Source organism: Marininema halotolerans, assembly GCF_900116235.1.
GTDB lineage: Bacteria > Bacillota > Bacilli > Thermoactinomycetales > DSM-45169 > Marininema > Marininema halotolerans.
On record NZ_FPAA01000001.1, the window covers coordinates 400,482 to 425,370 of the forward strand.

Below are 24,889 nucleotides of genomic sequence, written 5' to 3' on the forward strand. Positions count from 1 at the left end.
GAAAACAAATCGGCATCGATACATTCAATCATATATTCTCGCAAACAATAATCATCTATTTTGTTTTAAATAATATACATATTCTCTTTTATCGTATCTATTATAACTCAATCTTACCTCCACAGATATAGAGGGCATACTTCTCAACAATAAATTCGCTTCTTTCCCGTACATAACCATAGGCCATCCACATATCTGAAATCTCCCATTCTTGTGTCTCCTACTGGATTAACACCTAGGGTTCCGGGTATGATGAAGACGATCAGGTACCTAATCGCTTATAAAACAAGCTGGATGGAGGAGATTCCATTGAATACAACCGAACACTCCCTAAAAGAATGGTTTTTCAATTATGCCGATACCTATATTCGATGTGCCCGGTCTTCAGAAGAAGATCTCGCCAACCTTTTGAAATTCTTTCATGTACCCCTTTCCATGATTACAGATGCTGACTTTCTTATGACCCAATCCCAGGATGAATTGGCTCAAAATCTTCAGGCCCAACTCGAACAGTTGCGTCAGCTTGATTATGAGGATAGTCGGTCAACGGATGAACACTTTGAAATCATCAACAACCGCGCCGCTTGGATTCGCGCTACCTGGCAACGCTTTAATACCAAGGGTGAGGAAATCCAACGAATACGCGTTACTTACTGGGTAAACCAAACGAACCAAGGTTGGAAAATCACCTCCATGGCAATCCATCATTCATAACACTTCGAACAAGCAATGATTCATGTGATGAACAAAGAAAGAGGACCCTTCTCATTTCTGAGACGGGTCCTCTTTGTAAATCGATGTATCGATACCATGAAATAAAAAATGGTATGAAATGAAGTTAGATAAATGCCTTACTTACTATAATCGAGCGTTCTCTCCCTATCAATGACATATTCACCGGTCGAGGTGTTGTATTTACAGATACCACCCGAAATTCAGGGTCGGTAGAGGGCGGCTGTAATTGTGGCCCCTGTACCCCTGCCGTCACTTGAACATCGCCCCTAGCTGTTGGATGAATCGGAGCTACTTTGGTCTGCCCAGGTTGCACAATTCTTGTTACAAAACAATCCCGATCGGGCGCTCTAAACCGTACAATAAATCGAAAAACATTATTCCGACTTCGGTTCGTAAAACTCACCACTGCCATACAATCACATCCTTTTCCTTTACAAAGGTTGGGCTTCATTAGGAAAAATAACACCCATCCGGATGTCATATCCTACGCTGTATGGCTAAAATGGGTTTGGGTAAATAACTACGCCTCATAAATTACATAAATTAGTATAAATTACTATTTTGCCTAAAAACATCGCTACAAGTAAACAAACTTGGGTTCAATACTTTTAGAACATTTACGTAACTTTTATTTTTAAATTTTAATAAAGGCAGTTGGGTCACTAAGATGATATAATTATACAAAATAATTATTTGTTACCTTACTAAATTCCGACTTTAGTTCCTCCACGCTACTGTAACGCTCTTCCATATTATCTGATATCCCCTTATTAATAAAAGCTTCAAAATCATTGTTATCCATCTTACGTATGTTAATTCTTCCTGTCATTACAAAATAAACTAATCTTGTTAGAGCATATGTTTCGTGACGTATCTCGTAAGTATCAAAGCCATACACCTCAAGTTTAGGATCATTTAAAGAACCTTTGAATTGTGTATTTTTACTTGTTAGGCAACTGTTTTCTCTTTTTACCAACCCAAAATCAGAAACCTTTATTACATTTAATCCATCATATTTTTTTATTAAAATATTTCTAGTACTTATATCCCTATGAAAAACTCCCTTACTACTAATGTATATAAATGCCTGAAGTATCTGTCTAACTAATCCGATTCTCTCATTCATCTTAATTATAGAGTTGTTTATGGATATGTATTTATCAAGTGTTACATCTGCATATTCCATAATATATTGAAAATTCATCTCATCAAATGTATATACTTCAATTACATATGGAGATTTTAGTTTTTGCATTTCTTCAAACTCAATTCTAAATCTCTCGAGCTCTTTTTCTGTAAGACTCTTATGAGCCTTCTTAATGACAAAGAATCGGTTATAGTATTCGTCTTTGTATTTGTAAACCGTAGCGTAAGAACCTTCACCTATTAGTTTTGTTGAAAAAAGCCCTTTAACTTTTGCTGTTGTAGTTTCTACACTTGATTTCAAATAAAACATAGGTATATTTTCTAATATAATTATTCGTTCAAATCCATTAGGGATTGGACTTCCATAACTTTCTTCTAAAAATTTATCCATTTCCTCAATTATTCTTGCATAATCTTGATTTACTTCAAATTCATATGGAGTATTTCTAACATTTGCTTGCACAGTTTTCAGTTCATCTATTAGATATAAAAGCAGACGACTTTCATCTGCTGTAATGCGTCCATTACGTATTCTTGTATTAGTATACTTAAATAATACATTAAACTCCCGGTGAAACAAAGCAAAAAAAATACTAATACTTGATATTTTTATATTATTATACAATTTATTATAATCAATTATATACGTATTTAAATTTTCTATTTCAAATTCCTTTATATAATGATCTATTTTTCTATCAATATAAATAGCCTGGTTAATATTATCAAGAACCCTCTCCATATCGTTGCCTCCTGCTATCTCTATGTTTGTTATTGAAATTTCCTAAGATGAGCATTATACACAGACTTATTTTTATAAGCTTTGGCTATTTCCTCCTTCTCTCTCAAATATCATTTAACTACTAGAAACCACAATCCTTATAATAGTTCTTTTCGAATGACTAGTTACCCTCCTACGTTAAGTCATTTTTCCCAATCGTTATAGAACGTTATAAGTATAATGATAACAGTTACAGTGATAACAAGTTCGTCACCTTGACTTTAAGTACTGTATCTATCTGAAACAAATTAAAAAATGCCCCACATACATTACGCGTATGGGAGCATTTTGTCGAGAAGTATGCTTTTCAGTTTCTTTAACTTCGTCACTACAAGAAAGCCACCATCACTGATAATGATCTAATAAGTAATGTTGTATTCTCGTGTGGGTGTTTGTAAAACCATATCGCATAACCTAAATACGATATACCAACGAATAGCGATGATTATAAGTAACTTATATAGCATTATTCATCACTGGGACAAAACCCAAAACAGGAACTTTTTTATAAGATGCGACTACCAATTTAATACCATCTCCATAAGCGCTAACTTAACCCAATAATAGATGCTCCAGCGGGATCAACCCTGCTATGGATTCAAATATTACAGCTGGTTGACCACCAGGAGTAGGGAAATGTTACTGTAGTTCCTTCAATTTGTTCGAAGTTTCTCCCCTCGCGTCAGAGATGTTGTCGAAACTCAATTCAATCCCTTCGCAGACATTCAATCGGATCCATACGGGATGCTTTGTTCGCAGGTAAAATACCAAAGGTAACACCAAAGATCATCGAAAAGAGCACAGCACCGATCGCTACAGGTAGCGATACTAAGGTAGGTAATGGACTCAAGATACCAATCAACCATGCAATCAAGGAGCCGAGTGCCAAGCCGATCAGCCCTCCGATCAAGGAGAGAGTCACCGATTCCGTAAGGAATTGGACGAGGATATTGGAACGAGTCGCTCCGAGGGAGAGACGGATCCCGATCTCCTTGGTTCGCTCCGTGACCGAAACCAGCATGATGTTCATGACACCAATGCCTCCTACCAATAGCGAGATCCCTGCAATGCTGCCAATAACCGCCGTCATGATGTTGGTAACGTTACGAATGCCTTTTCCGATTTGCTCCAGGTTTTGAACTTCATATTCGCCCTTTGTGCTGTGATTCTCATTCAATGTTTGAATCGCTTTCTTCCCTACAGATTCCACCGAGTATTGCTTATCAATTTTTAGTTTGATATCCGATATATCCGCTTGTCCATAGATCCGTGTCCAGGTCTTATCAGGGAGATAAATATTGTTATCCCCAATCATCGCAAAGAGACCCTCTGCCTCCTCTAAGATTCCAACAACCTGAATCGGCTGATTCCCCACTCGGATAATCTTATCGATGCCACTCTTATTTTTAAATAATTTCTTTTGTACACTGGGTGTTATTAAGGCGACCGCATTTCCTCCACGATAATCTGCAGGTTCAAAGGATCGCCCAGTTTTTACCTTTCGATCATCTGCTTTTAAGATGGCATTGGTGTTAATTCCATAAATCATCGCACCTTTAAAATCTTTGGTTCGATAATAAAGGTCTCCAGATTCCATCTGTGTCGTGATGACATCCTCGACTCCAGCAATCCACTTGAGTTGTTGCAAATCCCGCTCCGTGAAAAAATCGGGAGGCAGTTCACCATTTGATTTTTCGTATACCTTCATCGCAGGGGTAATGGTTACGGTGTTACCCGCCCCAGTGAAGGTTTCGGATAATTTCGCTTCCCCACCCTGACCAATCGCAACAATGACAATCACCGAGGATACCCCGATAACGATACCCAGCATCGTCAGAATCGAACGCATCTTATGAGCAAGGATCGCATCAAGGGCCATGCGGATATTTTCCCAAACCCTCATCAGACACTCCCCCCTGCCTGAGAGGTCTCTTTGATTCGCCCATCTAAGATGTCAATGCGACGATTCGCGCGAGCTGCCACTTCTGAATCATGGGTAATCATCACAATGGTCTTTCCCTCCTGATGAAGGCCATCAAAGAGGTCCAGCACGTTATCCCCCGATGCTTGATCCAATGCACCTGTTGGTTCATCCGCTAATAATAAATCCGGCTGATTCACAAGTGCACGAGCAATCGCGACTCGCTGTTGTTGCCCTCCTGAGAGTTCCGAAGGTAAATGATCTCTCCGATCCGCTAATCCTACTCGATTCAACGCCGTCGTTGCCATCTCTTTCCGCTTGAGACCACGAATACCTGCATAGATTAAGGGAAGCTCTACATTTTTCTGGGCAGTTAAACGAGAGAGCAATTGAAACTGTTGAAAAATAAACCCGATGGACTGGTTGCGAACCCGAGCCAATTCAATAGCTTCCATCTGGGAGAGATCTCTCCCTTGAAATTGATAGGTTCCCTGAGTAGGCCGATCCAGCGCACCTAGAATATTCATTAACGTCGATTTCCCAGAACCGGAAGGGCCCATAATGGCCACATATTCCCCTTCACTCACCGTCAAATGAATATCCTTTAGCACATCCGTTTTAAGATTCCCTTGACCATACGACTTCGTTACCCCTTGTATGTGAATCACTTGACGCTCACTTCCGCTCCATCTTTTAGATCAGGAGAAGGATTGGCAATCACACGATCGGAAGGGGTAATGCCAGAAATGATCGCAATTCGACCCTCTCCCGTTTTGCCTGTTTTGACTCGTTTCTTAACCGCTTTTTCCCCCTTTAGTATAAAGACATGATCCTTTCCCTTTTTAATCACGGCTTTGACGGGTAAGGAATTCACTTTTTTTGAGGAAAGGATAATTTCTGCCATCAATCGTGAACCCAGTTTAAGAGAAGCGTTTTCATTCAAGCTGATGGAAACCGGGTACATAATCTGTTGGGATCCTTCTCCGATCTTCTCATCCTTCGGCAGCATTCCCACTTCCGTCACCTGGGCTGACCATTTCTTATCAGGGAGGGCATCCGCCCGGACAATCGCACGTTGATCCTTCTTGATTTTCAACGCATCATACTCGGAGATCTCCGCGCTGACCTTTAGCTTTTTAAGGTCAGCAACGGTGATCATAGGTCCCGTCCCTTCCTGGGAAGGTTCACCGGAATTGACCCGAATTACAGTCCCGCCATGTTGACTGGTCACCGTTAGATCCGCTAACTGCTCCTGGGCTTGCCTATACTTTTCCTGGGCTTGTTTATATTCTAAATTCGCAAGTTGAAGCTGATTACGCAATTCCTTTTCTGTAGCAGGTGTTTCGATGTTTCCTGACTGCGTATGCTGATCGTTCCCCGTATTCGCGGTGGGTGAAGGGGATGATTTCTTTAACGTTTGAAGCTGATCATTTAACTGGACACGACTCAATCGTGCCCGTTCCACTTCCAATTTGACCGCTTCCACATCCACTTGGTTCATATTCTTAAATTTAACTAACCGATCTCCCTTCTTCACCTTGTCTCCCGGCTTTACATATAAGCGCTCAACTTCGCTTCCCCCTGGTTGCATATACACGTTCTGTTCTTTTTCAGATGCAAGCAAACCCGAGGTAAGAATCGTTTCCTTAAATTCCTTCTTCTCCATCGAGACCAATTTGACAGCGGTCTCACCATGGGAAGTCCGTAACAAAGAAAAGGTGAGCATGCCCCCCACCAACAAGCAAATCCCTGTCCCTATCCATATTTTTTTATAGTTCATTCTTTCACCCTTCTATCAATTATTGAGGCGGTGCAAAATCCTTAACCATATCCCCCAGAGCACCTGCTCCTGCAGCAAAAGCGACCCCGATGACAAAGAGCACAATCGCAATCGTCCATCCTTTGGCAGAGCTGACTTTTCCTACAACGGTTAACCCCATGGCTGTCAATATTAAATGCCATATAGAAAAAACCTCAATGCTACTTAAGACCGCTTTCATCATATGAGTATCCGTAGGAATGATGGCTGCTAAACTGGTAACAGAGGTCAAATTTTCGAGATCCTTTGCATCTACATCACCGGTGAGTAACATGCCAACTCCTTGTACGATCGACCCCAGCAGTACAATGACAGATAAATAGACATTGAGTGCAAAGACCTTTTTATAGCCAGCTTCTCCACCGAGTAACAGTAAAAAGAGCCATTGAAAGAGAGCAGTAAGCAATAGCCCAGCCGGTATACCAATCAACACGCCAACTACTGCCAAAATCACTACACCCATATGAGGTACCGCAACATAAGACGTGATCCCCATCACTACACTCGATAAAAGCAAAATAATTAGAAAGGCTGACCAGAAAACAGGCCCTTCGGCAATCCGTTGAAACTGTGTCGTCGGTTCTGTAATGATACCGAGTAGGGATGGCTTCTTAGTCGATGTAACCATTTCTTCTTGCTGGGTGTTCATTTCCAATGAAAGTCCTCCTCATGTTTATCTTTTTTATGTATCAGAAAAATTCCGGACATTCCCCCCTTTCGTAAAATAAGGAAATATATCGTTAGTATACTGCTTTTATTACTTCTTCTCAAGGAATAGGCAATAAGATTTACAAACGATATTGTTGGATACATTCCCACGTTTGATGTTTTTTTATTTTTAATTTCGAATTCCCAAGATAAATAGCGCCGTTTTGCAAATCATCTCATGCCTCATCGATAAGACCCTTCATCAATAATTAACCCCTTTGATTAATTCGTTTCTTCACATAGTGGGCACTGTAATTACGTACTGCAGGAATAAAAAAAGCCAATCCTGATGCGAATAGCTCCAGTGCCCCACCATACATCAAGCCATGATGAGTAGACATTTTCTCAGTAAGGTAGCCTGCGAATGATTGCGCAAACGGTGTCAATCCCGTCATGACAACCATCATGACGCTAACGACTCGACCCATAAGTGGTTTTGGAATAATGGACTGATTTACACTGGGGGCAATCACATTGATGGCCGTTGTAGTAAATCCAATGACCCCCAATAACAACCCAACCCCCCACAGATTTGGCGTGAGTGCAATAAAAAACAACGCCGAGCCTTCGATGAATGAAGCTGTAAGATTCATTTGCGGTGTGGGCATTTTAATCGTCCACAATGTAAATACAACCGCTCCAATCGCACCCCCAAACCCCATCGCGGCATTCATCATACTAAGCCCTTCTGCCCCGCTTCCGAAATGCTGGGCTAAAAAAGGAAGGGCAACCGTTAGGACACTGACCCCCGCATTGACTAGCATTGCAACAATCATCATTGTTAGGATAATCGGGGTGTTCACGATATATCTAAATCCCTCAACTAATTCGTTGAAAAATGCTCCTTTCGAATGGTTACTTCGCTTTAAGTTCTCCTTCTTCATGTCTAAGGATTGATGAAGAATAACCGCCTGTAGCATAACCATTGCAATTAGAAACAAAGCAATCACGGCCCCCACCGTCATTAGATAATCTCCTTTACGAATAAGGAAACTACCCAGTAACGGACCAACCATTACAGATGTTTGTGTTGCAACGAGAAGCAGACTATTTAATTGGGAGAAGTGCTCACTCGATACAAGGCGTTGTCGAATCGCCGCAGCCGCTGGTAGAAAGAATGCATCCACCATTCCAAATACAATTGCTCCTATATATAGCCCAATCGCGAATTCCATCTCGGAAACCATCACGTACATCAGATAGGATAGGATCCCCGCTCTTATCAGCAAAGAAATTTTCATGATCATTAACGGCGGGAAGCGATCCACATAAACACCTCCGATGACCATGAAGATAATGCGGGCCATCCCCATGCACATCATAAATGTTCCTAAGATCACACCCGAATCCGTGGTTTCCACAATAAACCACGAGATAGCGAGAATAAGAATGGCATCGCCCAAGGCAGAAGCCCATACCGCCATCCAATAGAAAAGGACATTCCGATTATGAAAAATTTTAAGATTAATTTTCACCGTATATCGTCCACCTCTATATGAATGACCTTATTAATTACTATTATAGTATACTATATCAATTAAATTTAGTATTATTGGATTATAATTTAATGAAACGACCACGATATTATTTATACATCTCCCATATGACAAATATAACTGCTCCCATACCTCCGTAATAGCCAACCACATAGCGATGAACGCGCCTCGTTAAGAGGTCGCTATTCTGTGCGTAAAAAGGCGTTCAATCCGTGTATTGGGAGTTTCATTTCCACCTTTAAAATCGATATATATCCTTATTTACTTCTTTCCCTTCTTGCTTGTATCAGTACAATACTGTGCTTTTTTACCGATCGTATTATAGGGGAAATTGGCCTTTTCATTCTTTTAAATAGTACTTTTTATTAAAAAATGTATTGATTAAAAGTTGTTTATTTGTATAATAAAGATCGGAGGGAAGAATTTAGGAGGTAGCTAATTTGAAAAGAAAATTGTTTTTGATTGCCTTCACTATTATGCTGTCCGCATCACTACTAGGCTTTAATCAAGTGTCCTACGCAGATCAAGCAAGTACACCAAAACATATCGAACAAAAGGATGGGTCAACCTACTATGAATATTGGAAAGTCTACAAAAAGAAATCGATTAGTCGTGTAGGAGGGAAATGGCATTTAGGCGTAACCGCATGGGGAGCAGGGACTGTAAAATTATCAAAAAAAATAAGTGTAGCCAACAAAGTCACTGGTACGGTTAATGTAAGTTATAGTAAATTAACAGCCGCTCTTGGTTACGATGTCACAAAAACAAATTCCACAACAGCCTCTTTTTCAACTTATGCAAAAACAGGACAAAAAGTAGGTATCTATTGGAAACCTGTTTATTCTCGTTGGAAAGTAACCCAAAGAAAATATATTCACTCTGATCATTCAACCATCCCTGTGGATAAGTACGCAAAGTGTTATCCTCGAAAATACCACCACCTATCTTATAAGCCTAAGATTTTGAATTAAACAAATAACAATTATAAATATTAATTTTAATTAATTTATATCTTCCCTCCGAAATATTAAATAGCAGGTGAAGTAAATGATCTATAGAAAAATACTCAACGTAGTTATAATTTTACTTCTTTCTTTTACAAGTACTGGGTGTGCAGAAAAGTGGACAAAGTCAGAAAAGGATACCTATGATTTTTCAAAAGTCAAAGGACTTTTAATTTACACTAATTGGGAAGGGTATTTTGCTTCTTTTCCGGGTGACGAAATACATATTCAAATTCCGGTATATGACTTTAGTAATGAATTAGAGGTATCCTCCATTAAAGTGGAAAATTTTAATCTAGGAAAATCCCATGCCTCTTTGGAACCGAGTGACCATTTTGATGACTTTGAATATCACATTCTCAATGTTACGTTAATTCCAGAAAAAGTAGGTCTTCATAAATTAACTAATTTATCTATATCCATTAAAACTAAAAACAAAGTTTATCATACGAAAATCGGACATTGGATTTTAGATGTACAGAATAAGTCCTTACAAAACAAAGCTCTCTCTGTAGAAACAGGAACTGCTGGAACTCTGATAAAATTAGACCATCGTGATCCTGGTCAGTTAGCTCACCTAACTCATGAATACGACCTTTTAAATAAAGGTTCATCACCCATCTATTTAAAAAAAGTTGTAATTGATGATAAGCATTTTCGCTTTAATAAACCCGATATCAGCCAAAAGATACTTCCGAATAAAAAGATCACTCTAAAAAAAGATATTAATATGACTACCATCTCACAGAAGAATGTACAGGTACAGCCTAAACTGTATTATGATTATCACGGTAAAACATACGTGTTGCCTCTGGTAACATCAATCATTTCTACTCCTATTCCCTTTAACGAATTGAAAGATATTTTAAAGAAAAAGAATATGCTACAATAAACATATATTGACTTGCTATTCATTTACAAATGTTGAACACCCCCCTATCAAGAAGACAGGGGGGTTATTGGGTGTTTCATTTCCACCTTTAAAAGCGATATTCTCTTATTTACTTCTTGCCCTTCTTGCTTGTATCGGTGCAATACTGCGCTTTTTTACCGATCGTATCATAGGGACATTCGGCCTTCTCAGCAAGGTAGTATACCGCATCCTTATTCCGTTCCGTTTCCTCTGTTATCACATCATCCGGAGGATAAAAGCCTCCTTGACGGGAGGATGTGGGATACATCTCAAAGGTGAAGGCAAAAATCTTATGCTGTCCGTAGGCCCAGTCCGTCATATCTCCATCAGCAATATACAGTTCACTGGACTGCTGGGGAGTATATCCGTTTGTTTTCGCCATCGCTTTCCCCATGGTTTCAAATACATTGTGATCATCCACACTCATGTCCGAAGGGGTATCACTGTAGGTATAACCGTATGGCCATAGGATTAGCTCACTATAGGTATGAAACGAAATTGCCGTACTAATCTGTTGTTTTCCACCTACGACCCGGCTATCAATAAACTTCTTTAATGCAGCGGTTTCAGGGGCAGAGAAGGCGGATTTACCACGATAGGTTTCACTGTAAGTACTGCCACTTGAACCACCACAGCAGCCCCATTTATAGCCCCAGTTCCGATTAAGATCCGTTCCTACAAAGAAGGAGCCACTGTTAGGTTGACGGTTTTTCCGCCAGGATCGATAGGATCCACTTTTAATATCGTACTCACTACCGTCTGGATTCAAATTAAACACAATGTAGATTTCCCGGTTATTTACGAGATTGGTAACACGACTGTCTGATCCGTAGTCATCCGTCAGCCATTTCATCAGATTTAAAGTCATCTCAATGGTTAAATGCTCCCGGGCATGGTGTCCACCTACATAGAGTACCTCAGGCTCATTCTCATCTTTATTTACCTGATCACTAATTTTTACTGCCCAGATATCCTTCCCTTCATAGGATTTACCAATACTGAACTTGCTTACAATATCCGGGTGTGCACTGGCTACTTGATCAATCTCTGCTTTCATCTCGTTATAGTTATGGTAGTTTGCATCTTTATTTGGAAAGTCCATGCTAGTGATTTGCTTTTTAGGGTTAAAGCCCATTGATTTTAATTTTTTAGCATCACTCGCATCTAGTGTGGTGACGACATAATTTTTGCCCACCTCATCAATCGAAAAACCCGCACGTACAATCCGCGTCCGCTGTTCCTTAGTACTTACCCCATCGAGACGATACGGTACCTTCACTTCTTCCTTAGCAGCCGAGGCAGAAAATCCATTCATACCCCATAATCCCCCAACCGCGACAGCCACCACCACCAAAAGCACAAGAGATCCTACCCACCACCGAGAAACTTTCCTCATTACGATCCCTCTCCTTTCTACCGGCCTGACTTCACCGGCTGGCCAACCTTGGGGTAATTGGACTACGTTTCCATAATATAAAAATTTTTAATTATTTTCAATATTGTCCGAAAAATTATTTATTTCAGACTAAACAGCTTGCCTGATTGTTCATGTAAAAAGAGAAGGAATACTCCCCATTCATAGGGAATCGCTTAGGGTATCCACTGAATCCTGGCGGATGCTCACCTAGAGAATAGAGGAGGAGGATCCCATGACATCCAACATGGAGCTCGTACGGGAAGGGCTAGGTACAGCCTTCAACCCCAATTCCCCGGTATGGTTTACCCTTTTAAACGGCAGGGTGGAAGACATTTATTATCCAGATTTATCGACTCCTCAAGGACGGCTCGAACTCGTCCTTGTCGATAATAAAGGGCAGCGTCTCTATGAAAGTGATCATCTGATCCGTATAATAGAACGTCCTGACCCAGATGTTCCCATCTTTCGCCAAGTGAATAGTGATCCAATGGGGAGTTTTCGTCTAAGTAAGTTAGCCTTTACCGACCCCAAACGCGCCTGCTTCTTACTGCATGTTCGCCTGGAAGCGTTACAAGGCGTACCGACTGATTATCAGATGGAAGTTCATTGGGATGCCGCCCCCGAACAATCACCGCCCACTATCGTCCAACAACCCCATGGCGAAGGGGACTGGATGGTTAATAATCAGAAGAATGGGGTCGCCATTCTTGCCACTTCCTCTGCCTTCATACACGATGAGAACCATAAGGTGTCTACAACCTCATCGACAAGCCGTATACAGATCCCTGAGGATGGTGGGTTTCGCCTCGTTATGGGCTTTGGTGCCACGGAAGAGGAAGCCGCCCAACACGTCCAAGAAACCCTCCGCCAGTCATGGACCGATATCCTTTCCCAATATCGCACTGAATGGCAACAATATTGTAAGCGTCTCAATGATATCGATGGCTGGGCATCGCCTCTTTATTATTCCAGCATCATGCTTCTTAAAAGTTTAGAAGACAAAGCTCATCCTGGAGCCATCGCTCCCTCTCTCTCACGACCCATCCAGTATACTGCGGAATCCTCTTATCGTATGGCAACTGCGTTTTGGAGTGCTGGGGATCACAAAAGCGCTAAAGTCATCCTCCGTTTCCTGTTGAAAAAACAAGGAACGGATGGGGGATTCCCACGCACCTTTTCGCTTGATCCTTCTTTGTCACCCACTCCTTCTTGTCCTCATCAAACCGCCTATGCGCTTCTTTTGATATGGCAACTGGAAGCGATCCGCTCATTTCAATCGACTGTTGTGCCCGCAGTCTCTTTCCTCATTCATCATGGCGGACCTCATGCACCTCAGAAAAGCTCGTTTCCTTTACATCTTGCTGCACTGCGATGTGCCATCGATCTAGGGAAAACCGCAGGGGAAGTAGAGATGATCCGACAATGGTCTTCAACCTTGACATCCTGGGAAGAACAATGCAGCCTACCAAAAGAAGGAGAGATGGCATGGATGAGTTGGGCACGCTTAGGGATCCTCCCTGCCACTCACCCATCTCTATTAAAAGCCGCACAGGCTTTTGACCAGAATCACCGCCAACCAACTCCTTATGGTCCTTTCTGGGCGACGGATACCGAATCAGAGGGAAAACTGCCCCACTTATCCGTCCGTTTAACCGGAGAACGCGGACATTATGAACTCTTGTGCGACCGAGACCCCTCGCTTTACCTTACTGCATTAGAACAGGTCGGGGGGAATGAAGAAACTCTTTCTACCTTCATCACCCCCAAGGGTGAAAAGATGGGAGAAACCCCTGATCCACTCACCCATGCCGAATATATTCGTCTACTTGTCTCGCAAAGCTGGGGAAAACCCTGTGACCTCCCTCTCCCTCCTTCAGGGGACGAGGAGAATACAGAGTTTCCGTTGTAAAGCCTCATATTCTTTTCTCTTGTTTCAATCAAAAACAGAAGAAACTTTTCAAATCAATCTGCCGTATACTCCTCAATGATAATGAAAAACTCTGAGATGAACTACATATGCCCTCACCCGACCCTAACAACTTAGGATGGGGATGAGGGCATATTAAGCGTTTATTTCAACGGATATCGGTCAAATCAATCAACCTATTTCTTCTGATAATAAAAATAGTATCCAATCAAAACAAACAAAAAAGCAATCAAAACATAAAAAAAACCATCCACTATACATTTCCCCTTTCTTGATATCATAAAAATCATAATTTCTCTTTCTTATACTTACTTCCAGGTCTTTTTCATAAAACCCTTTTTCATTTTTATAATGGCCTGCAATAAACGGGTGACATAATTCCGTTGGCTCTCGATCTCTTTTTCTCCATAACGCTCTTGCATATATACGTTTGTCAACTCGGTACTTCCAGGGTAATCCCCTTCCATGCGATGGGCAAATTCCTTCGCGGTCTCTCCAATGAACCGCCTTTCTCCCTGCTTTCGCAAATGAAGTAAGTATTCTCGATATCGACGCCTGATCCATGTAGGAGAATCCTTCACATTGCGCTTCTGGATGGAGGCTTTTCTCTCCCATCCAATAAACTGCCGAAGTTCTTCAGCAGAAGAAGGCTTTGGCTGACTATCAGCCCTTTCTTGTGGGGGGCGTTTTTTGATCCAGTAGACGACGAGAAGAATTAACAGGAGGATGGACACTATCACCATCATGTTTTCGTCAAAGGTGTAGGGTAGGTCTTCAGCAAAAGATGGAGGTTCTTTCATCTTCCCTTTTGGTAATTTATACTCCGATTGAAAAAGCGGTTCGAATACCTCGCCGATATGATAAAAGATCCATATAAATGAGAAACGCATCATCCATGTGAATTTCATCCATACCGAAGTTGCCACTAAGGATTTTAGTAACGTGAGAATAAAGACGATCATGGCCCCCCAAAGCCAAAGAACCGAGGAAAATATCCCGCCCTTCGCTTCCTTTCCTTGTCCCTTTCTACGCGTCATCTCCCAAAATGCATACAGTCGGGCGATCGTCGCTCCTACGAAAAGAACATACACCATCCCTACTTTCACATCGACCTGATAAATGAAGCCTAATGGGACAGCAAGAATGAACCATAAAATATCCTGCCAGGTTTCTGTCCAGCTATAGATGTGAACCGTATCCATATGATGGGACAAAAACACATCAAAACGCCGCCATAGCCAGGCCCCACCTAGACCATAAAGAATGGTTGAAAATGAGATCGCTTCAACCTCACCTCGCCATACAAACATCATCCATACCGCGAGGAGTCCTCCCAGGGCAAAGATCCATTCCCACCCAGCAGAGCTATGTCTCTCCTTCCTTTGCAACCAACTCCTAAAGAGGAACAGCCAACTCCCACCACACAGGATAAGCATCGACTCATCCATCAGTTCCGTAAATATTAGGACAACGACTATCCCTTGACTGAACAGATATGGAAATTGTATCCGATCGGGTAGCCGATTCATGGGGATGCCTCCTTCGGGATCGTGATGGGGGTGATGTTAAACCTATCCGTGACAGGCAATTTGCCACTCTCCTCTTCCATAACAAACAGAATGTTGATGGTATGACCATCCTCTTTCCATCGGGTTAACGCCTTGGCGATATCGTCATCCCAGTAGGCCGTAATCACCTGCACAAGTCCGGGTTGTGTTCGTGGGCGCACTTCCTCCATTAGGGTTGCAAAGGGAAGGTTGGCACCATTCCGCAATCTCCCTAATGCTTCCTCGACGCGGTTCCAATGTTCTGGCTTATTACCAGGAGCGATCCTTAATGGCCGAACCCCCTGCCAATTGCCATTGGTATACAACCCATAATGAAGCCCATCTTCTTCAGCATAATCGAACACACTCGCTGCAAGCCGGCACTGAAAGTCGACAAGGCGACTCATCGCACCGCTACGATGGTATTTAAAAAACTGTTGATTTAAAAGAAGATAAAGCTGATTCTGAGAAGTCGTTTCAAATTGCTTCACCATCATCTCACCGGTACGCGCCGTTGCAGACCAATGAATTCTTTTCAACGGATCTCCCACGTGATAGGGACGCACCCCTGCAAGCCGTGAAGGATCTTCTTGATACCACCGACGAATGGACTTCTCCCCCATCAATTCTTGGTAGATCACCTTCCATCCTGGATGCACAATCCGTTGGGGACGTACAAGAATTTTTCCTTTAGAGTGAACCAAATTGCGCTGTTCGCTAAAACCAAAACCATCACTCGTTTTTAGCTCGGTTCCTTCCAGTCGATGAAGACCCCTCTCGCAACATTGCAAGGTAATTTTTCGGATGAGTTGTTGTTTGGGGAGTAAGTAGGTCAAGATTCGAAGATGATCGAGAAGATCTTCACCACTTATCATTACAATTCCCTGTGGAAAAGGTTGATTGACCTCCACATAGGGCATGGGAAGCCAAGAATGATTGACTAAACGGATCTGAATCTCTAACAAGTCCCCTTCTAAGAGCCTTTGCTGTGGAATATGTAACTCTACTTGTACAGCATTGTTACTCACTCGACCCCAAAGCTTCACATACCCATAAAAAACACCAATCATCCCTCCTAACCATAAGAGAATGGTCATCGCTTCGTCGTCTCCACCGCAATGTCATTCTCCACAGGTACAGGCAGTTGTTCCACAATTTCTTGAATCAAATCCTCCTTGCTCTTTTCAATTAAGCGAATGGATGAAGTAAGCTCCAAACGGTGGGAAAGAACTGAAGGTGCTAAGGTTTTAATATCATCCGGAATGACATAATCGCGACCGCGAATCCCTGCCAATGCCTGTGCCGCCGACCCAAGCGCAATTGTACCACGAGGAGATACCCCTAGACGAATCTCTTCATGCTCCCGCGTTGCTCGCACAAGATCCAACAAATAACGTTCTACATCGGCGGTGATGCGTATCTTCTTTGTCGCTTGTTGAGCCGATATCACATCAGCGAGGTTAACGACCTCGGATAAGGAAGCTTCATGATCGACTTCCTTACGAGAAAGGCGAAAAATTTGGCGTTCTTCTTCAAAAGCAGGGTATCCCAACTGTACCTTCATTAAAAACCGATCCAGTTGAGCTTCAGGCAATGGGAAGGTACCATGGGTTTCTACAGGGTTTTGTGTGGCGATAATAAAAAATGGAGTCGCAAGCTTTCGCGTCTCTCCATCCATACTGACTTGTCCCTCCGCCATCGCCTCCAAAAGAGCCGATTGGGTACGAGGAATCGCACGATTGATTTCATCCACCAAAACTAACGGGTTAAAAAGAGGGCCTTGACGAAAGGAAAATTCCCCCGTCCGTTGATCAAAGATATTGGTGCCCGTTACATCACTCGGTAATAAATCCGGAGTACACTGGATACGGGAAAATGGCGCCCCAATTGCTACTGCAAGCGATTTGGCTAACAAGGTCTTCCCGACACCCGGAACATCCTCCAACAACATATGTCCCCCAGCAAAAAGTCCTGCTAAGATTTTTTCAATCACTTCTTTTTGTCCAATAACCGTCTTTTCCATAATGCCTTGTATTTTTCTAGCTGAATCCTGAATAATATTCATTAATGATCCTCCCTTGTTGAATTTATAAAACTAAAATAATTATCTATTAAGTTTACTATACTCTTACCTAAAGTGCTCGTTTTGCAAGTGTCACCGTATAGATATTTCTCAAGTTAATAGCAATCGACCTTTGCTCTTCATATGATTTTTCCCATTATAAAACTTACCCAATATTTAAAATCGGTACAATTCCTTACAGTCTTTATCAAACTCGACCCTTCGATAGGCATAGGGCGAAACCCAGTCTACCATAACATCATCTTTCCAAAAGGATGCCTGGATATAGAAGGGAGCACGGATCGGTCTTTTTAGTGTTCCACTTAGTTCGGTTCTCTCGACGCCTTCTTTGTGATAAAAATCAACAATGGTCGGATCGGTTAGATCATCTGGATATGGGTCTTCATTTTTATTATGTACTGTTAATTCCCAACTTCCCTTTTGGCGTTCGATCCCAATTAATTTCGCAATAATCGTGATTTTATCTGGCTTGCATTGATAATCTATTTTTATTCCAGGTATTTGAATCATCTTCTTTGACCTTAATCGAATCTTCTTTCCATTAGCCTCTCCTTGAAATGTCATGTACAGCGTATAACTTTTCCCCGGAGGTAGACGTTTGAGCTTTGGTTCAATCTCACTACCCTCAAATTGATCATATACTATGGGATTCTTCGTTTTTTTTTCGATTCTGCGCCCATTTATCTGAAAGGTAAACATCCCATCTATATTTTTGACAGTGCGACGATTCTTAAGAATATTAGTATTAATATAAATTTTATCTTGGTCCATACCATAGCTTGCACTTCCATCTAGTTCATAGGGCAAGCCTTGATCAACCTCTGCTCTACATCCACAGAGGATAATGAATATCAAACCCATCAATAAATATCTCATCGCTTTTCACTCTCCTTCAATTAATTCTAATTATACCGATTATCCAAGCTAAGCTCCTCCCTTCGCTATAGCCAAACTCCGCCTCTCGATGGATGTGCGATCTTAAGCCTCATGCTAAACTGAATCCACTTCTTCATTTACCATGTTACTATTTCGTTCATCCCGCAAATTAAGGAAAATTGTTCCTATCTACTAACAATAATCTGCGGAAGGAAGAAGTGTTCGCTATTGGCATACAATAAAGTGAAGTGAAAATAAGTAAGGGAACCTCCCTTTAATGAGCGTTTACTTACTCTTATGCATCCCACTTTTTTACACAGGATTCGAGGAGGAACCCTATGAAAACCGATGATAAGTGGGCAGTAGAAGCTCACGGACTTGTTAAAACCTTTGGTGAAAATCGCGCAGTCAATGGTGTTGATCTTACCGTACCCGCTGGATCCATCTATGGTGTACTGGGTCCAAATGGTGCCGGTAAAACCACTACCATCCGTATGCTAGCAACCCTCCTACAACCCGATGCCGGATCGGCACGAATTTTTGGACACGATGTTGTGAAGGAACCGCAGATTGTAAGGCAGTTGATTGGCGTGACGGGTCAGTATGCCTCAGTGGATGAATCACTAAGTGCGACAGAAAATCTGATTATTTTTTCACGCTTGTTAGGACTGGGACGTGCCGAAGCAAAGCAAAAGGCAAAGGACTTGCTCGAGGAATTTGGATTAACGGAAGCTGCACGACGTCCATTAAAACATTTTTCCGGGGGGATGCGACGCCGATTGGATTTAGCAGCAAGCTTGATTGCACAGCCCCCTCTGATCTTCTTAGATGAACCAACGACTGGCCTTGATCCCCGCACACGGAATCAAATGTGGGAGACGATCCGTCGCTTGGTGGATCAGGGATCCACTGTTCTCTTAACCACGCAATACTTACAAGAAGCCGATGAACTAGCGGATCGAATTGCTGTGATTGATAAAGGTCAAGTGGTTGCAGAAGGCACAGCCGATGAACTAAAGGCATCCATCGGGAATTCAACCTTGCATTTGCAAATCAAAAACCCAGAGGATACGGCAGTTGCCCGACAGCGGATTGAACAAGTGCTTCAAGTACAAACAAAGATGTCTTCCCTCGATGGAAAAATTACAGCACCCATGACAGATGCTGATCGCGTGACGGATCTATTAATTTCACTTCGCGAGGCGAACATCCACCTCGCTGAGTTGAGTGTGCAAAAACCCACACTTGATGAAGTCTTTTTAACCATTACCGGTGAAGATCAATCAAAGGAATCATCTAAAAAAACGAAGAATGTAGAGGAGGTGTCCGCATGAGTCGTTCAACCATTTCACCGACCACCCATCAGCTAAAAAACCACACAAGCGTAACACAAACGATTCGACACTCTTTAACCATGGCCTATCGCGGTCTTCTTAAGATCCGGCGTACTCCTGAACAATTATTTGATGTCACCCTCCAACCCATTATCTTCACCCTCATGTTCACCTATATTTTTGGTGGGGCGATCTCAGGAAATGTGCATAACTATTTGCCAGTCATTATTCCCGGAATCCTCGTGCAAACCGTCATTACCACATCCATCGTAACCGGTGTACAGTTACGAGAAGATATGGATAAAGGAGTTTTTGATCGCTTTAAATCGCTTCCTATCGCCCGTATTTCCCCATTAGCTGGGGCACTACTAGCAGACACAATTCGATACACCATTGCAACGGTACTCACTTTCACAATGGGATATCTCATGGGTTACCGACCGGATGGGGGCATTGGCTATGTGGCAATCGCAGGTCTCCTCGTAATCCTTTGTTCTTGGGCTATTAGTTGGATCTTTGCTTTTTTCGGTGTCATCGCGCGTACTGCATCCAGTGTTCAAGGTATCTCCATGTTGGTTTTGTTCCCACTAACTTTCCTCTCAAATGCGTATGTACCCGTCAAAACCATGCCCGATTGGCTTCAATGGTTTGTCAACATCAATCCCATCTCCCATCTTGTGACAGCGGTTCGGGAATTAGCAAACTCCGGTGTGATTGGTTGGGATCTTATGATTTCTCTCATCGGGTCGGCAGTAATCGTGCTGATCTTTGCCCCTCTCACTGTACGCGCCTATATGCGCCGAACATAAATCTTGCCCCATTCCCACTCAAATCGAATCGATGATCCAGCAAAAAACCCGAATGAGGTAATCCTCATCCGGGTTTTTGTCTATGTGAACCATCCTTGAATCCATTGAATCAAGCCTTTTCCACCCTCAAACCAGCTGATCAATTGATATCCAAGGTAAATACCGATTATCCCTAACACCCCTGATAATGCTGGTGGCGCAGGGATGGGGAGCCGAAGGAGCGCGAAGAGTACACCGACGATCCCACCTGATAATAACGAAAGTAAATAAATTTTCATCATTTCTCAAGGGGACAGAACTCGCTGATTCCCCTTCGTATTCCTCCTTCATTCCTTCATGTCTACACTACATTGTTTCCGGTGCGTTCACACTGATGAGGTTTAACCCATTTTTCAATACTTGAGCGGTTGCAAGGTATAACGAAAGACGGGCACGCGTTACCTTTTCGTCCTCTTGAATCACTCGATGGGCATTGTAATAGCTATGAAATTGACCGGCAAGTTCAAATAGATAGCGCACGATGCGATGGGGAGCCATCTGCTCGGCAGCGGTACCCACTTCACTAGAAAACTCAGCCAACTTCTGCAAAAGATCATATTCTTGTTCCAGTATTAAAGCTGAGAGGCTTTCTTCATCAAATTGCACAGTCAATCCGCGCTCTTTTGCCTGGCGGAAAACACTGTTGATTCGAGCATGGGCATATTGAACATAAAACACAGGATTTTCATTGGATTGGGTAACTGCCAGATCCATATCAAAATCAAGATGCGAGTCGGAACTGCGGGAGGCGAAGATGTAACGGGTAGCATCTACCCCCACCTCTTCCATCAATTCCACCAGAGTAATCGCTTTACCCGTCCGTTTCGACATTTTAACCAATTCGCCACCCTGGTATAACTTGACCATCTGAGTAACTAGGAAGGTCAGTTTATCCGGGTCAAAGTCGAGGGCGCTCATCGCTGCTTTCATCCGTGGAATATAGCCGTGATGATCCGCACCAAAGATATCGATGATCCGATCATATCCCCGATTATACTTGTCGCGATGATAAGCAATGTCCGGTGTAATATAGGTATAAGAACCATCTTGTTTGACTAACACCCGATCCTTATCATCACCATAGTCCGTCGATTTCAACCATATGGCGCCATCTTTTTCATAGGTTTTTCCTAGACGCTCTAATTCGTTGAGGGATTCCTCTACCGCCTTGGATTGATGGAGCGCTGTCTCAGAGAACCAACTATCAAAGTGCACCCGAAACTTCGCAAGATCTTCTTTGATTTTCTCTAGCAACCGTTCAAGGCCATACTTGCGAAAGATCTGATACCGTTCTTCCGCATCCAACTGGATGAAGCGGTCCCCTTCATCTTTAACCAATTGCTCCGCCATCTCGATAATATCGCGCCCCCGGTAACCATCCTCAGGGAACTCCGACTCTAATTGTAGGGCTTCCCGATAGCGCGCTTCCAGGGAGAGGGTCATATTATGGATCTGGTTACCTGCATCATTGATGTAATATTCACGGGTAACAGCAAATCCGGCCCGCTCCATCACTCGACAGAGAACATCCCCAAAGGCAGCTCCCCGGGCATGACCAAGGTGAAGACTCCCCGTAGGATTGGCACTCACAAACTCCACGAGCACTTTTTGCCCTTGCCCAGCACTGGATATTCCATAGTCATTTGCTTGCTTTATCACATCGGTAACCACTTCTGTCAACACAGAACGGTCCACAAAGAAATTGATAAAACCAGGACCTGCAATCTCTACTTCCCGAATGTGAGCTTTTCGTCGATCAATTCCCTCAACAATCGCCTCAGCAATTTGACGAGGGTTTTTACGTGCGATTCGGGTTAATTGCATAGCCATATTGGTTGCTAAATCCCCATGTGCCTTTTCACGAGGAACTTCGAGTACCACATCAGGTAACTGACTCTCCTCAGCCAACCCTGCTCGGATCACAGCCTGGCGAATCTCTTGTTTTAAGTTCTCTTTCATCTGTTCCAAGATATTCATTTTATTAAGCCTCCTCCTTCCATTGAATATGAAGTAGATATGAGCCCATCGCTTCGCCACCCATCGCTAAACGGAAGGATAAGCGAATGTTTCCCCCATCGTCTTCCTTTTCTCGATCATATTCAAGGGTTTCTACTTCCGTTTCAGAAACGCCACCCGGAATTTCAATGCGACTATAGGTTTTTTGATCCAAACGATACGTTTGACGGTAATTGACTACCCCTTGCCGAATAACAATTGCCTCATCACTACCGGCTTTTACTGTCGTTTGTACTTGATCAGAAGACTCTTTGGATCCTTCTTTATATTTCAGTACCCAATAGCGGTCTCTTTCTTCAAAGGACCCTTCTAATTGTTGCTCAATGACTTCTCCGTCCCCTTCTTCAGAGGAATGGACTGTGGAATGAATCGCTAATTGTACAGGTTTCACCTTTCCACGTCGACTCCTTTCTTTAATCGATCATTTACCCCGTGCACTCTTCATTATCGAAAAAATCCGATCAACATTTCACGGATCACCTTCGCCGCCACAATCGCTGTTTGATCACTTTGATCATAGGCTGGAGCCACTTCGACTAAATCAGCACCGACCACTTGCACATCCGAGCCTGCAATCGCATGAATCGATGCTATCAATTCACGTGAACTAATTCCACCAGGCTCTTGGGTACCTGTCCCTGGGGCATAAGCCGGATCAAGTACATCAATATCCACGGTTACATAGACCCGTCGCCCTGCCAATTGTGGAAGGGCTTTTTGTAATGGAGAAAGGACCTCAAAAGGGTGAAAATGAATGCCTCCCTGCTCGGCATATTCAAACTCCTCTTTTGTTCCCGAGCGAATCCCAAACTGGTACACATTCTCTTCACCGATGAGCTCCGCAATTTTGCGAAGAGGGGTTGCATGGGAGTACTCTTCGCCTTCATAGTCCGTACGCAAATCCGCATGGGCATCCAAATGAATAATGGCTAGATCAGGGTATTGCTTGTACACTTCGCGCACAACTGGCCAAGTTACTAAGTGCTCGCCACCGATCCCCAAGGGTATTTTCTTCTGCTCAAGTACCCTTGCAACAAATTCACCGATCTGTGCAATACTTTTCTCCGGATTTCCAAAAGCGAGGGGAATGTCTCCTGCATCATAATAGGTCCCATCCGTCAATTCTCTGCGAAGATACGGGCTGTATTCTTCTAGCACGAGGGAAACCTCTCGCACACGTTTAGGTCCAAACCGCGACCCCGGACGAAAACTGACCGTCCAATCCATTGGCATACCATATATCACCGTGCTCGCCTTCTCTAAATCGGTGCTTGCCCCGATAAACACGTTGCCTGAATAGGCTTCATCAAAACGCATGCTCACTTCTCCCCTTGTGTTAACCCCTCAACAAAGCGAGGTAATTTAAAGAGTGCATGGAAGAGGTCGGGTTGAAAGTACTTCGTATCCAACTCAGGGAGCTGGGACATTTCAACATCGAGAGGGTCTTTTCCTTTGGAACCCAACGTAAAGCTCCATAGACCACTTGGATAGGTTGGAATGCTCGCTGTATAGAGACGAGCGACTGGGAAGATCCCAGAAATATCTTGATAGACTTGAGCGATCAACTCTCGGTTAAACCATGGGGACTCCGTTTGGGCAACCATGATGCCATCGGGTTTCAATGCTTCATATATTCCTTGATAGAAGGGTTTTTGGAATAGACCCACCGCGGGACCAACAGGCTCCGTGGAATCCACCAAAATCACATCGTACTCTCCTTTATGAGCTTCAATATGTTGAATGCCATCGGCGACTTGGATATCGACCCGTTCATCAGAGAGCGCTCCGGCAATGGCAGGAAAATATTCGCGTGATACCTCGATTACACGCCCATCAATCTCACACAAAACGGCTTTTTCCACCGAAGGGTGCTTTAAAACTTCACGGATAACCCCACCATCTCCACCGCCGACAACTAGCACTTTCTTTGGGTTTGGATGTGTAGACATTCCCACATGGGTTAGCATCTCATGATAAACAAATTCATCCTTATCCGTTGTCATGACCATTCCATCTAAGATCAACATCCGACCAAAGGTTTTGGTCTCGATTACATCCATGCTTTGAAAATCCGTTTGTTCATGATGCAGCGTACGTGAGATTTTACTCGTTATGCCGTGATCTGGCGTTTGTTTTTCGGTATACCATAATTCCATGTCCATGATCCTATCTCCTTTTCATGTGGGTCCAACGTGATGCCACGCTCCCAATAAGAACCTTCCTATAGAATAAAGCAATCCAACCAAGCAGACAATCATGTTCCTTAACGAAATTTGCAACCTTATCAACAAAGGTTTTCTCTCTCGATCTTGGTCAAT

General features: G+C 42.9%; 23 protein-coding genes. 6 read left to right on the forward strand and 17 right to left on the reverse strand.

What is annotated here, in order from left to right:
• Positions 1–309: 309 nt before the first annotated feature.
• Complete coding sequence (locus tag CHX35_RS02005) at positions 310–714, forward strand: DUF6841 family protein (protein WP_091833036.1); 405 nt, start codon at positions 310–312, stop codon at positions 712–714.
• A gap of 124 nt (positions 715–838) precedes the next feature.
• On the opposite strand, the gene CHX35_RS02010 is transcribed toward CHX35_RS02005, so the two are convergent.
• The 7 genes from CHX35_RS02010 to CHX35_RS02040 all read right to left on the reverse strand — a co-directional run bounded on the left by CHX35_RS02010 (position 839) and on the right by CHX35_RS02040 (position 8,585).
• On the reverse strand, positions 839–1,147 hold the full coding sequence (locus CHX35_RS02010; RefSeq protein WP_091833039.1) for a hypothetical protein: 309 nt from the start codon (positions 1,145–1,147) through the stop codon (positions 839–841).
• Between the two features lie 264 nt (positions 1,148–1,411).
• Complete coding sequence (locus tag CHX35_RS02015; protein ID WP_091833042.1) at positions 1,412–2,623, reverse strand: protein kinase domain-containing protein; 1,212 nt, start codon at positions 2,621–2,623, stop codon at positions 1,412–1,414.
• Positions 2,624–3,368: 745 nt separating this feature from the next.
• Positions 3,369–4,565: an ABC transporter permease gene (locus CHX35_RS02020; protein ID WP_091833045.1), complete on the reverse strand. Its 1,197-nt coding sequence runs from the start codon at positions 4,563–4,565 to the stop codon at positions 3,369–3,371.
• Complete coding sequence (locus tag CHX35_RS02025) at positions 4,565–5,251, reverse strand: ABC transporter ATP-binding protein (RefSeq protein WP_091833048.1); 687 nt, start codon at positions 5,249–5,251, stop codon at positions 4,565–4,567. The genes CHX35_RS02020 and CHX35_RS02025 overlap by 1 nt, the downstream gene beginning before the upstream one ends.
• Positions 5,248–6,363, reverse strand: coding sequence for an efflux RND transporter periplasmic adaptor subunit (locus CHX35_RS02030; RefSeq protein ID WP_091833051.1), 1,116 nt, complete (start codon positions 6,361–6,363; stop codon positions 5,248–5,250). The genes CHX35_RS02025 and CHX35_RS02030 overlap by 4 nt, the downstream gene beginning before the upstream one ends.
• A 19-nt stretch (positions 6,364–6,382) precedes the next feature.
• Positions 6,383–7,051, reverse strand: coding sequence for a YknW family membrane protein (yknW, locus tag CHX35_RS02035; RefSeq protein WP_245838584.1), 669 nt, complete (start codon positions 7,049–7,051; stop codon positions 6,383–6,385).
• A gap of 268 nt (positions 7,052–7,319) precedes the next feature.
• Positions 7,320–8,585 carry an MFS transporter gene (locus CHX35_RS02040; RefSeq protein WP_091833057.1) on the reverse strand — a complete coding sequence of 422 codons (1,266 nt, stop codon included), beginning with the start codon at positions 8,583–8,585 and terminating at the stop codon, positions 7,320–7,322.
• 461 nt (positions 8,586–9,046) lie between these two features.
• Between CHX35_RS02040 and CHX35_RS02045 the strand changes: the two genes are divergently transcribed.
• Together CHX35_RS02045 and CHX35_RS02050 are read left to right on the forward strand one after the other, a co-directional pair.
• Positions 9,047–9,577: a hypothetical protein gene (locus CHX35_RS02045; protein ID WP_091833060.1), complete on the forward strand. Its 531-nt coding sequence runs from the start codon at positions 9,047–9,049 to the stop codon at positions 9,575–9,577.
• 76 nt (positions 9,578–9,653) lie between these two features.
• Complete coding sequence (locus tag CHX35_RS02050; protein WP_091833064.1) at positions 9,654–10,502, forward strand: hypothetical protein; 849 nt, start codon at positions 9,654–9,656, stop codon at positions 10,500–10,502.
• Positions 10,503–10,611: 109 nt separating this feature from the next.
• Here the strand turns inward: CHX35_RS02050 and CHX35_RS02055 are convergent, their stop codons facing one another.
• A complete protein-coding gene (locus CHX35_RS02055; RefSeq protein ID WP_091833067.1) occupies positions 10,612–11,919 on the reverse strand; it encodes a M14 family metallopeptidase in 1,308 nt (435 codons plus the stop codon).
• Positions 11,920–12,172: 253 nt separating this feature from the next.
• Here CHX35_RS02055 and CHX35_RS02060 point away from each other — a divergent pair, with 253 nt between their 5' ends.
• Positions 12,173–13,849: a hypothetical protein gene (locus CHX35_RS02060; RefSeq protein ID WP_091833071.1), complete on the forward strand. Its 1,677-nt coding sequence runs from the start codon at positions 12,173–12,175 to the stop codon at positions 13,847–13,849.
• A 326-nt stretch (positions 13,850–14,175) separates the two neighbouring features.
• Here CHX35_RS02060 and CHX35_RS02065 read toward each other — a convergent pair whose 3' ends face one another.
• From CHX35_RS02065 to CHX35_RS02080, 4 genes are all read right to left on the reverse strand, one after another.
• The gene (locus CHX35_RS02065) at positions 14,176–15,396 is read right to left on the reverse strand and encodes a DUF4129 domain-containing protein (protein WP_091833075.1); all 1,221 of its coding nucleotides are present in this window, start codon (positions 15,394–15,396) and stop codon (positions 14,176–14,178) included.
• A complete protein-coding gene (locus CHX35_RS02070) occupies positions 15,393–16,511 on the reverse strand; it encodes a DUF58 domain-containing protein (protein WP_091833077.1) in 1,119 nt (372 codons plus the stop codon). The genes CHX35_RS02065 and CHX35_RS02070 overlap by 4 nt, the downstream gene beginning before the upstream one ends.
• Positions 16,508–17,479: an AAA family ATPase gene (locus tag CHX35_RS02075; protein ID WP_091833080.1), complete on the reverse strand. Its 972-nt coding sequence runs from the start codon at positions 17,477–17,479 to the stop codon at positions 16,508–16,510. The genes CHX35_RS02070 and CHX35_RS02075 overlap by 4 nt, the downstream gene beginning before the upstream one ends.
• A gap of 174 nt (positions 17,480–17,653) precedes the next feature.
• Positions 17,654–18,373 carry a hypothetical protein gene (locus CHX35_RS02080; RefSeq protein ID WP_091833083.1) on the reverse strand — a complete coding sequence of 240 codons (720 nt, stop codon included), beginning with the start codon at positions 18,371–18,373 and terminating at the stop codon, positions 17,654–17,656.
• 338 nt (positions 18,374–18,711) lie between these two features.
• Between CHX35_RS02080 and CHX35_RS02085 the strand changes: the two genes are divergently transcribed.
• Positions 18,712–19,707, forward strand: coding sequence for an ATP-binding cassette domain-containing protein (locus CHX35_RS02085; RefSeq protein ID WP_091833086.1), 996 nt, complete (start codon positions 18,712–18,714; stop codon positions 19,705–19,707).
• Positions 19,704–20,516, forward strand: coding sequence for an ABC transporter permease (locus CHX35_RS02090; RefSeq protein ID WP_091833089.1), 813 nt, complete (start codon positions 19,704–19,706; stop codon positions 20,514–20,516). The genes CHX35_RS02085 and CHX35_RS02090 overlap by 4 nt, the downstream gene beginning before the upstream one ends.
• An 80-nt stretch (positions 20,517–20,596) precedes the next feature.
• On the opposite strand, the gene CHX35_RS02095 is transcribed toward CHX35_RS02090, so the two are convergent.
• From CHX35_RS02095 to speE, 5 genes are all read right to left on the reverse strand, one after another.
• Positions 20,597–20,794, reverse strand: a complete 198-nt coding sequence (locus CHX35_RS02095; RefSeq protein ID WP_091833469.1) for a XapX domain-containing protein — start codon at positions 20,792–20,794, stop codon at positions 20,597–20,599.
• Positions 20,795–20,861: 67 nt separating this feature from the next.
• Positions 20,862–22,532: an arginine--tRNA ligase gene (gene argS, locus CHX35_RS02100; protein ID WP_091833092.1), complete on the reverse strand. Its 1,671-nt coding sequence runs from the start codon at positions 22,530–22,532 to the stop codon at positions 20,862–20,864.
• 4 nt (positions 22,533–22,536) lie between these two features.
• Positions 22,537–22,962 carry a YwiB family protein gene (locus CHX35_RS02105; RefSeq protein ID WP_176391828.1) on the reverse strand — a complete coding sequence of 142 codons (426 nt, stop codon included), beginning with the start codon at positions 22,960–22,962 and terminating at the stop codon, positions 22,537–22,539.
• Positions 22,963–23,015: 53 nt separating this feature from the next.
• On the reverse strand, positions 23,016–23,888 hold the full coding sequence (gene speB, locus CHX35_RS02110; RefSeq protein ID WP_091833098.1) for an agmatinase: 873 nt from the start codon (positions 23,886–23,888) through the stop codon (positions 23,016–23,018).
• A gap of 2 nt (positions 23,889–23,890) precedes the next feature.
• Complete coding sequence (gene speE, locus CHX35_RS02115) at positions 23,891–24,727, reverse strand: polyamine aminopropyltransferase (RefSeq protein ID WP_091833472.1); 837 nt, start codon at positions 24,725–24,727, stop codon at positions 23,891–23,893.
• Positions 24,728–24,889 lie beyond the last annotated feature (162 nt).

Coding starts and splice junctions, on each gene's coding strand:
- CHX35_RS02095 (WP_091833469.1), bottom strand. CDS start 20,794: ATGAAAATTTATTTACTTTCGTTATTATCAGGTGGGATCGTCGGTGTA.
- CHX35_RS02020 (WP_091833045.1), bottom strand. CDS start 4,565: ATGAGGGTTTGGGAAAATATCCGCATGGCCCTTGATGCGATCCTTGCT.
- CHX35_RS02050 (WP_091833064.1), top strand. CDS start 9,654: ATGATCTATAGAAAAATACTCAACGTAGTTATAATTTTACTTCTTTCT.
- argS (WP_091833092.1), bottom strand. CDS start 22,532: ATGAATATCTTGGAACAGATGAAAGAGAACTTAAAACAAGAGATTCGC.
- CHX35_RS02080 (WP_091833083.1), bottom strand. CDS start 18,373: ATGAGATATTTATTGATGGGTTTGATATTCATTATCCTCTGTGGATGT.
- CHX35_RS02055 (WP_091833067.1), bottom strand. CDS start 11,919: ATGAGGAAAGTTTCTCGGTGGTGGGTAGGATCTCTTGTGCTTTTGGTG.
- CHX35_RS02065 (WP_091833075.1), bottom strand. CDS start 15,396: ATGAATCGGCTACCCGATCGGATACAATTTCCATATCTGTTCAGTCAA.
- CHX35_RS02090 (WP_091833089.1), top strand. CDS start 19,704: ATGAGTCGTTCAACCATTTCACCGACCACCCATCAGCTAAAAAACCAC.
- CHX35_RS02075 (WP_091833080.1), bottom strand. CDS start 17,479: ATGAATATTATTCAGGATTCAGCTAGAAAAATACAAGGCATTATGGAA.
- CHX35_RS02010 (WP_091833039.1), bottom strand. CDS start 1,147: ATGGCAGTGGTGAGTTTTACGAACCGAAGTCGGAATAATGTTTTTCGA.
- CHX35_RS02070 (WP_091833077.1), bottom strand. CDS start 16,511: ATGACCATTCTCTTATGGTTAGGAGGGATGATTGGTGTTTTTTATGGG.
- CHX35_RS02030 (WP_091833051.1), bottom strand. CDS start 6,363: ATGAACTATAAAAAAATATGGATAGGGACAGGGATTTGCTTGTTGGTG.
- CHX35_RS02085 (WP_091833086.1), top strand. CDS start 18,712: ATGAAAACCGATGATAAGTGGGCAGTAGAAGCTCACGGACTTGTTAAA.
- CHX35_RS02060 (WP_091833071.1), top strand. CDS start 12,173: ATGACATCCAACATGGAGCTCGTACGGGAAGGGCTAGGTACAGCCTTC.
- yknW (WP_245838584.1), bottom strand. CDS start 7,051: ATGAACACCCAGCAAGAAGAAATGGTTACATCGACTAAGAAGCCATCC.
- CHX35_RS02015 (WP_091833042.1), bottom strand. CDS start 2,623: ATGGAGAGGGTTCTTGATAATATTAACCAGGCTATTTATATTGATAGA.
- speB (WP_091833098.1), bottom strand. CDS start 23,888: ATGCGTTTTGATGAAGCCTATTCAGGCAACGTGTTTATCGGGGCAAGC.
- speE (WP_091833472.1), bottom strand. CDS start 24,727: ATGGAATTATGGTATACCGAAAAACAAACGCCAGATCACGGCATAACG.